Source organism: Streptomyces sp. NPDC016845, from assembly GCF_044332585.1.
In the GTDB taxonomy this organism is placed as follows: domain Bacteria; phylum Actinomycetota; class Actinomycetes; order Streptomycetales; family Streptomycetaceae; genus Streptomyces.
Genome location: NZ_JBIRPI010000043.1, coordinates 18,740 through 29,757 on the forward strand (window position 1 = coordinate 18,740; position 11,018 = coordinate 29,757).

At 70.7% G+C, this 11,018-nt stretch carries 9 protein-coding genes and 2 pseudogenes; 3 read left to right on the plus strand and 8 right to left on the minus strand.

Annotated elements, in window-relative coordinates; translation table 11 throughout:
* Positions 1-249: 249 nt before the first annotated feature.
* Complete coding sequence (locus ACH4RC_RS40945; protein ID WP_398209874.1) at positions 250-1,290, plus strand: polyprenyl synthetase family protein; 1,041 nt, start codon at positions 250-252, stop codon at positions 1,288-1,290.
* Positions 1,291-1,636: 346 nt separating this feature from the next.
* On the opposite strand, the gene ACH4RC_RS40950 is transcribed toward ACH4RC_RS40945, so the two are convergent.
* From ACH4RC_RS40950 to ACH4RC_RS40960, 3 genes are all read right to left on the minus strand, one after another.
* Positions 1,637-2,710: a terpene synthase family protein gene (locus ACH4RC_RS40950; protein WP_398209876.1), complete on the minus strand. Its 1,074-nt coding sequence runs from the start codon at positions 2,708-2,710 to the stop codon at positions 1,637-1,639.
* A 403-nt stretch (positions 2,711-3,113) separates the two neighbouring features.
* On the minus strand, positions 3,114-3,791 hold the full coding sequence (locus tag ACH4RC_RS40955; RefSeq protein WP_398209878.1) for a hypothetical protein: 678 nt from the start codon (positions 3,789-3,791) through the stop codon (positions 3,114-3,116).
* Between the two features lie 735 nt (positions 3,792-4,526).
* Positions 4,527-5,066 carry an ATP-binding protein gene (locus tag ACH4RC_RS40960; RefSeq protein ID WP_398209879.1) on the minus strand — a complete coding sequence of 180 codons (540 nt, stop codon included), beginning with the start codon at positions 5,064-5,066 and terminating at the stop codon, positions 4,527-4,529.
* Positions 5,067-5,293: 227 nt separating this feature from the next.
* Between ACH4RC_RS40960 and ACH4RC_RS40965 the strand changes: the two genes are divergently transcribed.
* Positions 5,294-5,668 carry an STAS domain-containing protein gene (locus tag ACH4RC_RS40965; RefSeq protein WP_398209881.1) on the plus strand — a complete coding sequence of 125 codons (375 nt, stop codon included), beginning with the start codon at positions 5,294-5,296 and terminating at the stop codon, positions 5,666-5,668.
* A gap of 1,336 nt (positions 5,669-7,004) precedes the next feature.
* On the opposite strand, the gene ACH4RC_RS40970 is transcribed toward ACH4RC_RS40965, so the two are convergent.
* The 5 genes and pseudogenes from ACH4RC_RS40970 to ACH4RC_RS40990 form a co-directional block, all read right to left on the minus strand.
* A complete protein-coding gene (locus ACH4RC_RS40970; protein ID WP_398209883.1) occupies positions 7,005-7,481 on the minus strand; it encodes a hypothetical protein in 477 nt (158 codons plus the stop codon).
* Between the two features lie 160 nt (positions 7,482-7,641).
* Positions 7,642-8,085: a hypothetical protein gene (locus tag ACH4RC_RS40975; RefSeq protein WP_398209890.1), complete on the minus strand. Its 444-nt coding sequence runs from the start codon at positions 8,083-8,085 to the stop codon at positions 7,642-7,644.
* A gap of 64 nt (positions 8,086-8,149) precedes the next feature.
* Positions 8,150-8,833, minus strand: a pseudogene (locus tag ACH4RC_RS40980) (alpha/beta fold hydrolase); the annotation flags it as partial.
* A 55-nt stretch (positions 8,834-8,888) separates the two neighbouring features.
* Positions 8,889-9,614 (minus strand): alpha/beta fold hydrolase, encoded by a 726-nt coding sequence (locus ACH4RC_RS40985; RefSeq protein ID WP_398209884.1) that lies wholly within the window; start codon positions 9,612-9,614, stop codon positions 8,889-8,891.
* 499 nt (positions 9,615-10,113) lie between these two features.
* A pseudogene (locus tag ACH4RC_RS40990) lies at positions 10,114-10,185 on the minus strand (hypothetical protein); the annotation flags it as partial.
* Positions 10,186-10,435: 250 nt separating this feature from the next.
* On the opposite strand from ACH4RC_RS40990, the gene ACH4RC_RS40995 reads away from it, so the two are divergent.
* A complete protein-coding gene (locus ACH4RC_RS40995) occupies positions 10,436-10,846 on the plus strand; it encodes an SsgA family sporulation/cell division regulator (protein ID WP_398209886.1) in 411 nt (136 codons plus the stop codon).
* Positions 10,847-11,018: the final 172 nt, after the last annotated feature.

Consider the following 11,018-nt stretch of genomic DNA (forward strand, 5'->3'; position numbering starts at 1 on the left):
CCGGCTGTCGGTTCCGGCCGCTGGTGTGCGGCCGGAACCGACAAGCAGATCCCGGCGACACTGGTGCGCCCGGCCCGAGATCCCTGCGATGGTCTGCTCAGTGCACCGTATGAGTTCTGGGCCGCCCCGGTGATCATGAGGGCCGGCGGTGTGCTGTGCCGCTCCGCGCAGGTGCCCCAGCGGTTGACTGTCGACATCCGATTAGCAGTCCCGATTCGCAGTCCCGATTCACAGTCCTAGGAGCAGCGCATGTTGCAGACCATCGATCCGGCCCCGCGCACCGCTTTCCCGCGTCTGGGGTGGGTCGAGGACCTTGTCGTCCCGGCGCTGCGCGATGCCGTCGCCGGGCTCCCGGCGCCGGAGAGCCGCGTGGCCGGCTATCACCGCGGCTGGGTCGAAGCGGACGGCGGTCCCGTCCAAGTGCCTCGGCAACGGGGCAAGGCGGTGCGGCCCGCGCTGACGCTGCTGTCCGCCGTGGCCGTGGGCGGTGAGGCGGTCCGCGCGCTGCCGGGGGCCGTCGCGGTGGAGCTGGTGCACGACTTCACCCTGCTGCACGACGACGTCATCGACGGCGACGCGCAGCGCAGGCACCGGCCCGCCGCGTGGTCGGTGTTCGGCACCCCGGCGGCGGTGCTGACCGGGGACAGCCTGCTGGTCGCCGCGGTGCGGGCGGTCTCGGAGGTGCCCGAGAGTTCGGGTGCGGCCGTCACCGAACTGCTCGGCGCCTTGCGGCAGTTGGTGGCGGGGCAGTCCGCCGACGTGGCATTCGAAGGCGCCCTCGATGTGTCGGTGGAGCAGTACCTGGCCATGGCGGCGGGCAAGACCGGCTCGCTGATGGGCTGTGCCTGCGCACTGGGTGGGGTGCTGGCCGGCGCCGACCGCGAACGGGTCGACGGGTTGCGGGAATTCGGCAGTCGGCTGGGCGTCGCGTTCCAGTGCGTGGACGATGTGCTCGGCATCTGGGGTCACAGCAGGCTCAGCGGCAAGCCGGTCGGCTCCGACATCGCGGCGCGCAAGAAGTCGCTGCCCGTGGTGGCGGCGCTCGCGGGGACTGACTCGGCGGCGCGGGAGCTGCGGTCCCTCTACGAGTCACCGCGTCCTCTGGACGAGCAGGATGTCGCCCTGGCACAGGAGTTGGTGGAGAAGTCCGGGGGGCGGCAGGCGGCCGAGGACGAGGCTCGCCGGCAGATGGCGGGAGCGCTGCGGGCGTTGTCGTGCGCCCGGCCGACCGCGAACGCCTACCGGCAGTTGCAGGAGATCGCCTCGGCGATGGTCCAGCGCGAAGCCTGACCGGCGCGGTAGTCGGAGCCGGTGACGCCGGGGCGGTGACTTCGCACCTGGTCCGCCAATGATCCTTCAGCGGGCCTTTCGGCGACGTACGTCCGCCTGTCCCCGGGGGGGCGAGGGAGGGGACGTTACCTGCCGAGACGCAGTACTGCTGTGCAGCAGGGTCCGCCCGGGCGAACAGCGCCGACACGGCCCGGCCCGGGCGCCTGGACCGCACCGGCCCGGACAGAGACAGCCCGATGGAACGGATGCGCGCCGCCGGTTACCGGCCCGCCTACGCGGGCGAGGCCATCGCCGGCGGCGCCGTCGGCGCGAAGGCCGTCGCCGACGTGCGGATGGACGGACCGGCTCAGCCGAGGTCCGGATCCCACCACCAGGCGATGGACGGGGCGCCCTCCACCGGTCCCGGCCGCATGTCGCTCGGGCTCTCGGCCCAGGCCAGGCTCGTGTCCTCCATCTCGTCCGGCCAGTAGCCCTGGCTGAGGTAGCGGGGCACTCGCAGCCCCCACTCGTTGTTGCCGCGCAGGCCGTGACGGAGGCCCTGGAGGTAGGTCACGAGGTCTTCGCCGGCTGCGGGCCGCACCCGGTCGTGCAGTGCCAGAAACCGCCGCAGGATGCGGTCGCGCAGGCCGTTGGCCTCGTCGACCGCCTGCTGCAAGGGCAGTTCGCGCACGGCCATGAGCACGGTGTAGATGTTCTGGTCGGCCTGGCCCCGGCTCAGCTCCTTGTGCAGTGAGTGCCGGTCGTTGTCGAGCGAGGCCACCATGATCGCCATTTCGGTCAGCGCCTGGACCGCCGGCCGGTACAGCTCCCGGTCGGGCACCTCGGCCCCGGTGGCCAGTTCCAGCAGGGCGAACGTCGGATGGCCGCCCGCCGACAGCAGTCTCATGGACAGGAACTCGTCCAGTCCTGGCATGCGTCCCGCCGCCTGGTTGCCGATCTGCCAGGCGACACCGGACAGCCACGCCCGGTGGCCATGGACGAAGCGGGCGACCTGGGTGGGCGGCGCGAACGAGCGGAAGTGCCGCATGATGTCCTGCAACACGCGGGCGTAGCGATCCTCCGGCTCCGCCAGTCCGGTCTCGCAGGCCCGCTGCACCTGGCCGGCCAGGGCGTTGAACTGGGCGGGACGGGTGCTCAGCGGTCCGCTGTCGCAGCGCGCGTCGTCGAAGGCGAAGCCCCAGTACACCCACAGGGTCGCGGCCCAGAGCCGGTCCTCGTCGGCCACCGGCACGAAGCGCGCGAGGAAGTCGGCGCTGTGCGTGGCCACCACCCACGACCTCTCACGCTCCGACGCGCACATCCCGCTGCCGTCGATCCATGCGACGGACCGCTTCTCGATGCGGCGGGCCCGTGGGTGGACGGCGGACTCCAACGGGCAGTAGACGGGCGGCAATTCCACTTCGGTGGGATGGGTTCCCATGGCGGCGTTCAACCTTCGGTGGAGACACAGGGGCACCCATGATCATGTGGGAACGGTGCACGGCGACGGGCCGAGGCATGCCCTGGGGCACTGAAGCGTCAGCCGAACGGATGGCCTGCGCGTCACCGGTTGACCGCACGCTCGTCAGGTCCCCTTCACATCACATTTTCAACGCGTCTGTGAGCAGGCATGCGACGCCTCGTCACAGCGGGCATGAAATTCCGTACCGGTCGGCCTGCCGCCGTCCTACTCGTAGCCCGCAACGCCCTTCAGGGCGGGACGTCCGCCCTCGCCGACGGAAAGGGGCCGCAGAGCCGAAGCGGCCCGCGCGACTCCGCTTCCGCGATCAACCCGATGGAGCCGTTCTCGCGGAGTGCGCATACCGGAGTGCCAGATGGGGCTGTCACATGTACAGCTCGCGGGCCGACGGGGTGCTGCGCGGGGCAGCGGCACGGGTGGTGTAGGCGAAGTTGAGTACCGTGCGGCGTACGCCGGGGCGGGTGATGGGGGTGACGCGGTGCGCCGTGGTGTCGCTGCGCAGGAGGTAGGCGTCGCCCGCACGGTGATGGGCCAGGCGGGCTCGGCCGGTGTCCAGGTCGGCCAGTGAGCCGGCCCGGGGCACGTACTGGAGCAGGCCGCCGTCGACGGGCGTGTGCGGGGCTTCGAGGAAGAGCACCAAGGCATAGGGGTAGTCGTCGGTGTGCGCGCCGTGGGTGTCGCCCTGCCGGTGGAGGACGTTGAGTACGTGCCGCTCCAGCGGATCGGGCACCGTCACGGGCGGCTCGCCGGCAACCTCGCCCACGAGGCCGAGCAGTTGCGGGCTCTCGTACAGTGCGCACAGAAGGGGTGATTCCCGGGCGATGATGTGGCCGCCGAGGGTGGTCATGTGCCGGGGGGAGTCGTCCATGCACGCCATCGTGAGATCCCGGCGACGGGCACGGTCCACCAGCCGCCGGGCCTCCACCCGCAGCTCGTCCAAACCGTCCCGGGTGAGCAGGGAGGGCAGCGGGGCGTAACCGTCGGCGTCGAAGAGCAGGCGGGCGGCGGCCCTCTGTTCGGCGGTGGGTGCGGTGAGCGGCACGGGCGGCGCCTTCCGTTCGGCACGGGCAGGACACGCACGATGCGTCCCCTGACAGTACGCACCTCACTCCCCCACCGCCTGGAAGTGACCGAAAGACGGCAGAGGCCTGCCCATTTCGACGGCCGCCCGGCCTGGGGCGAACCGAACCGTGCGGCACCGGCGCAACCGGCCCCCTCAGCGGTCCTGCCCCGCGATCACCACGCGCGCAACCGGCCCTTCGAGAAACCGAGTTCACCGAGAAGCCTCGCCGCGAGGGCCAACGCCCTGGTGAGGCGTGTCCGTGACGACGGCAACATGTGGTAGGTGGTCGGCTCCTCCTCCGTCCATCAGCCCACCGAGACCAGCTTCCGCCTGTTCTTGCGTCGGCCGGCGCGGTCGGTCCCTTGGGTCGAGCATCACGCACTCGATCGCCGCACCCGCCCGCCCGCTCCCCCTCGCGCGCCGGCTGAGCAGGCCCTCTCGCCGGCCCCGCCTCAGCGGGATGGTGCTGAGCCCCACCGGTAGTGCCCCCGGGCATCCCAACGTCCCGCATCACGCCTTGATCTCGGTGGTGGACCGTCACGCCAGGCCTCCCTCCGCTGCCCAGTGTGACTCCGCCAGCCAGGCGGTCACCGCTGGGCAGCACTTCACTTCGCGATGGTGCGTGCCTCCCGCCGAGGAAGGGCAGCGGTGGGTGCGGTGGGTCTTTGCGCTTGCGCCCCGAGCAAGACGTCAAGGTGCGTGAGGGTGCGTGAGTCACCGAGGACAGCCTGATCCCGGAGCTCCGCTGCTCCACCACGCACGCAGCCGCCAGCTCGCCTGACGCACCAGGCGGCCCGCTCGGGCGACCGACCCCTGGCGGAGTGGCGGCTGTCGTACCGGAGTCGGCCCGCCGGGCGCCGCGCCCGGGTCGCGGGCCAGGGTGAGAGTCACAGTGACGCACTTGCCGACCGGCTCGCGCCGGGCCTCGAAGCTCTGTACGTATATCAGGACGACTCTCAGGCCGTGCCGCCCGGCCGGGCCGGTGTCGGCCGCCGGGGTCAGCGGCAGCACCGGGTCGCAGTCCCAGACCTCCACCCGGAGCGTGTCCGCAAGAAGGGTCAGGTCCAGCAGCACCGGACCCGGCGCGAATCTGCAGGCGTTGGTCACCAATTCGCTCACCACCAATTGAGTCACCTCGACAGCCCGCCGGGACACCCCGACGAGGTGCGTACTCCGCGCCCGGGTGAGGAAGTCCGCCGCGAAGCGTCGTGCCTCGGCGATACAGCCGCCGTCGGCGTCGCCGGTCAGGGCCAACGCGGCATGGACACCGCCGGTATCTGGCAAAATGCCGCCTCTCTGGGGGCAGGCGGCACTGTCTGAACCACGTGCATCCCCCGCTCCCCGCCGTGCGTACCCTCCCCGTTCTCCTTTACACCGGCAGCCGGGCAGGGCAGGCAGAACAGGGCGCAACGCGCGGCTGCGGGTGCGCTGTGCCGTCCGGCGGCTCCAGGGCCGGGGGCACCTGTGGGAGCATCCGGCGCATGACACCAGACAAGACGGCAGGACCCGCAGGGCCGCAGCCGGGCGGGCTGTCCGTCACCTCGTCCGTGCGCGAGGGGGTGCTCGTCCTCGGCCTGGCGGGCGAACTCGATCACAACAGCGGAGACGTTCTGCGTTGTGCCCTCGAGTCCGCGGACCCGGCGTTGTGCCGCATCGTGTGCGACTTGGGACAGCTCACCTTCATGGACTCCACCGGCATCAACACCTTCCTGACGGTCCACCACCGGGTCCGTCGAGAGGCCGGGTGGCTGCGGTTGGCCACCGCCCCCGAACCGGTCCTGCGCACTCTCCAGATGGTCGGCCTGGACCAGGTCATCAGCCTGCACCCCACCGTGGCCCACGCCCTCAACGCCTGAAGAATCCAGCGCCGTAACGCGCTACGAAGCCGGCCGCCGCACCCGCCCGACCCGTCGATCGAAGAGGTCGGCACAGCCCGCGCAGCAGCGGACGGCCGGTGACGCGTGCGCGGGGCCGCGACAGAGCCGGCGCGCCGGAACGGCGACAGCGCGGCGTGCGGCCAGGTGCTCGTGCCCGGCGGCGCCGCGGCACTGCGGTTCGAGCCAGGGGACAGGCCGTGCATGGCGCAGCCGGTGCGGCAGCCCCCGCCTCGTCCCCCGCCGCAGCTCGCTCCATCAAGCGCACCAGCCGCGCGGTACCCGTTCCGCCACGTATTCCCTCGCGCACCTTGGCCACGCGCCGTATCGCGTCCAGGCCGAGCCGCACCGTCAGGGTGTCTGAGCGCGTGCCGACCGTGCGGAGGGCGGCACCGCAGATTCGGTTGCATCTGTGCCGCTTGGCCGCGCGTACGCGTACGCGCGGCTCAGACCCCTCAGCGGTCGGCCCCCTGGGATGCGCTGCTGGAACCCTCCCGGACCGGATCTACTGCATCGTCCCGTCGAACCGCTGCTTATCGGCCGAGTGTTCGGGGTTGACGCGGGGCGAGGCGGCCGGTCTCCGCCGAGCACCTCTGCGTGGCAGCAGACTTGTACGAAACGGGGCTTGCCGGCCGAGGTTGAGACAGGCGGGACACGTCCAGGCCAACGTCGTGGACGGTGCGAGCACAGCACCGAAGATCTGCCCGCACTGGTCGCACTGCATGTCACCGCCGGTTGCAGCCGACGCGCGAGCGGCCACGGAATCGGCGGGCGGACAGCCACTCGCTTCGCGGCCGCCCCACCCGCACAGCACACGTGCACCGTGCGTCGTGGCCGGACGGTGCCTCGTGCGAACGGACCGGTACGGACGGCCCTGCGGCCAGTGGTGCCGCGTGTGCCACACCGTGCATGGCAGGACATGGCCGGGCTCGATCGCGCCCGTCCGGGGTTGCGTCCGGGTGGGCCGGAACGTGCTGCCCGCACCGGGTCCGGTTGTACGTGTCCCCGGGCGGGCATAGTGGGGCGCCACGTCGTCATCTGACCGTTGAAGCTGACCGTTGAAGCTGACCTCTACGCGGCCCGCGCCTGGTTCACACGCGCCCCTACCGCCCCCACTCCCCCGCCTTCCCCGCCCAACGTGCTCGTCCCACGGGCTGCACCGGCAGGTCCTCCTGCATACGGGGGCCACGACCGAGCGCCCGTGGCGCAGAACCACGTCGAGCATGCCGAGCAGCAGGGCTGCGGTCCCCACAGGGCCGGGGACGGGCAGCCAGAGAATCCTGTCTCTGGCCCTATGAGTCCGTGCTCCCCGCCGCCTTCAGTTGTCGCCGTGGGCCGGAGTGCCCTGCCAGCCTGGCAGGGTCAGTTCGTCCTCGCGTAGCGCCCAGACCCGTAGCTGTCCGGACGGCGGTCCGGAGAGGACTCGCAACTGCTGCGGGCGGTATTGGTCTCGCGCGTCCTCGACGTCGAACCCGGCCGAGGCCAGGACGGCGGCCATCGCCTGCATCATCGCCGCCCCGACTGCGCTCGCGTGCCGCAGGACCGGCTCGTCCAGTTGTTTCAACCTGAACGCGCGGCTCGCACAGGCTTGCAGGCGAGGGCTCGCCTCCCAGCCGACGAACACCCCGCCCGCCACGTCAGCACCGGCGTCCGTTTCCACGTCGGCGCCTCCGGCCAGTTCCGAATGGAGGCCCGGGACGCGCACAGGCAGACCCGCGGCCGCCAGTTCGTTACGGACCTTGCAGGCAAGCACTTCCAAGGCCGCCGACTCTTCAGCACTCACTGGCTCGAACATCCGCCCAACGTAGTCCAGGTCGCCTCCGTGACACGGGCCGCCCCTTTCCCTTCCGGCCCGAGGAAGCGATCAACGCCGACGGAGCAACGGGCGCAGCTCGACCCGCTTTGGGGCACCGAGCTGTCCCTTCTGCGAGTGCCGAGGTGGGGCGGGTGACGGACTACTTGCCGTGGGGTATGCGCGCGGCCAGGAGGTTGGGGTCGTTGTCGGTGAAGTAGGCGCCGCTGGCGATGTAGGCCGTGGCGCCGCGGACGGCAAGCGAGGTCGGGTTCTCCAGCCCGTCGGTTCCGGTGAGTACGGTCTTGTGCCCGCCGTCCGGCTTGACCAGCGCGATCTTGTTGTCGGCGTTGATCGCGGCCAGCAGTGTGTCGCCGGAGCCGGTGAAGGCGAAGTCGTCGATGTCGACCAGGCCGGTGGCCCTGGTCTCGACGGGGCCGGCTGTCTCGTGCCGGCTGACCGGGATGCGCAGCACGGTGCCCTTGTCGAGGTTGGTCACCCATACGTCGCCGTTGTGGACCTTGATGCCGTTGGCACCGAGGAAACCTTCGGATGCGAGTTTCGGGCCGGTGGCCCAGCGCGTTGCGGGGCCACCGGTGGTGGGCACCCGCCAGATGGTTCCCCGGACACTGCTCGGCGGCCGGGGGGATGTTGCGGTCCTGGCCGGCTACGAGGTACCAGCTGGGGATCTTCTTCCACGCGGCGGCGGTGGCCGGTTCCTGTAGCGCGGCGAGCGTGATGGGCCGCTGTCCGGCCGCCATGGTCTGGGCGGTGCGGACGGGCACGCCCGCCGCGAACTGCTCGCGGAACAGCTCCTTTTTGATGACGAGCTCTTCTCCCTGCCCGCCGCCGGGGAGAGGGTAGGACTGCGTGACGGTGGCCTGCGCCAGCGTGCTGCCGGGGAACTTGTCGGTCAGCTGAAGCGCGCTCTCCCCGACCTCGGGCACGAAGGCCGCGATGTAGACGAGGGCCTTGACCTGGGAGGCGCCGGAGGCGGCCTGGCTGATGACCGCGCCGCCGTAGGAGTGCCCCACCAGCACGATCGGGCCGGTCACGCTGTCCAGGACGCTGCGGATGTAGGCGGCGTCGCTGGTCAGGCCGCGCAGGGGCAGGGCCGGTGCCAGGACGCGGTGGCCCTGTCCCCGCAGACGCTCGATCACGCCGCTCCAGCTGGAGGCGTCGGCGAACGCGCCGTGGATCAGCACGACGGTGGGGGTGTCCGGTCGGCTGTGCGGTCGGGGCCGGCGGTCGGCGGCCGCGTCGGGCAGGGCGTGGGCGACGCCCGCGGTGCCCAGCGCGGCTGCGCCTGCGAGAAGGGATGCCGTTACAGCACGGCGTGAGATCGGTGCGTTCATTGTCGCTCTCTGCGAAGTGGAGGGCCGATTACGGGTGTTGTGGGGACGGCTCTCGTCAGGCGGAGGTGGCCTTGGCGGCTTCCTCGATCAGCTCCACGACGCGTCCGGGGTGGGAGAGCATCACGAGGTGGGAGGAGTCGACCTCGACGGTGGTCATGCCGGCCCGCTCGTAGCCGTAGCGCTCGACGTCGGGGTTGATGGTGTGGTCGGAGGAGGAGACCAGCCCCCAGGAGGGCTTGGTCTTCCAGGCCGCGGCCGGGGCCGCGTCGGCGAACGCCTGGGCGGCGAGCGGACGCTGGGAGACGGCGAGGACCTCGGCGAGCCGGGGGTCGACGTCGGCGGCGAAGATGGCGGGGAACTTGTCGGGCTGGACGGACACATCGGTGCCGGTCTCGGTGGAGCCCTCGAGGGGGAACGGCGTGTAGACGAGCGCGGCGGCGAGGTCGGAGTCGGGGAAGCGGCCCTGCAGTTCGCCGAGGCTCTCGCCCTTCTCCAGCGCGTAACCGGCCAGGTAGACCAGCGCCGTGACGTTCTCCTCGGCGCCGGCGACGGTGATGACGGCGCCGCCGTAGGAGTGTCCCACCAGGACGACCGGGCCGGGTATCTGGCGGACGACAGAGGCGATGTAGGCGGCGTCGCCGATCAGGCTGCGATTGGGCACGGCCGGTGCGACGACGTCGTAGCCGCGGGCGATGAGCCGGGGGATCACCTGGGCGTAGCTGGAGGCGTCGGCGAACGCGCCGTGGACGAGGACGACGGTGGGCTTGCTGGTACGGGACATGGGAGAACTCCCTCTCGGGTTTCGTGGTGGGTGTACGAGGTGAGGTGGTGATGCGTAGGTGTACGAGGTGGTGTGTCGTCGCGGCCGGTGGGGTATACGCGTCGGCGACGTGCACAGGGAAGACACCGAAAAGGGCCTTCCGACTGCCTGCTGGAACCTTACGGACGCGGCGGGTGCGGTACTTGTCCGTCAGTGCCCTGAAAATGGTCCGAGCGTGCTCGATCCGGTGCTGGGTCAGCCGTTCCAGTCGGTGGGGCATTCGATGAACTGGTCGGCGTCCTGCCCGTCCTGGGCGACGTCCTCCGGCGCCGGGCTGCTGGTAGGCGCGTATGTAGACGGCGATCTCTTCGGGGCTGAGCATGTCGGGGTCGTAGGACCAGCTGCGGCAGAAGTGGGTCAGCCAGGTCTCCTCCCGGCCGGCTGTCAGCGCCTCGGGCAGGTCGCCGAGGTGGTCCATGAGCGCGACGACATCGTTGGCCATGGTCCGCTTGTCATGGCCCGTGGCGGGCTTCTCGGTGTCGCCGTAGCCGCGCAGATCCGGTGCGGTCACCGTGTACCCCCCGGCCGGCACCGGTATCTGCTTGCGCCGGCCGTACCAGGTTTCCGGAAAGCTCTTCGAGCCCAAGGCGGCGTCTTCGTGTTCCGCCGGGCGCAGGGCGCCGCCCTCTTCGAAGCGTGATCCGGCGTCTCGTTCCTGTCACGGGAACGCGGCGATCGTGCTCGCGTGGGCAAACCTTCGTGCGTTCCTCGGCAAGGCCGTCAGCGGCCGGATTCTAGGCTCTCGGCAGGGAATTGCACTCCTCCACTTTTCTGAGGCCATCATGGAACAGCGTCTTCCGGCAGTCACCCGCTCGACGACGGCACGAGTCAGTGCGCCGAAAGGGCCGATGGTGCCCATCTCGGCAAGCCTGCATTACCGTGCATCTGATCCCTTTGCCGTCGGACTCTCACTCGGGCCGCCCTCCGGGCCGCCTGTCACCTGGGTCTTCTCCAGGGATCTCCTCTCCGACGGGACAACGTGCCCCGCCGGAGCGGGTGACGTGCGGGTGGTGCCCGGAGAGGAATGCCTGCGCGTTGTGCTGACCAATCCGGGCGGCACGGCCTTGGTCGAGCTATCGACAGTTGCGGTCACCACCTTCCTTCGGCAGACCTTCGTCCTGGTGCCGGAAGGAAGCGAAAGCGACTATCTGGATCTCGACAGCGCCATAACTCTGCTCACCGAGAACCACTGAGCAAACTGATCACTCCCCCACACATGGGGCAAAGCAAGGGAACAGTAAATGGGACAGGACAAGACAGCGTCCGGCACGCAGTTCGGAATCTTCACCGTCGGCGACGTCACGGTCGACCCGACCACCGGACGCGCGCCGAGCGAGCACGAGCGCATCAAGGCGATGCTCGCCA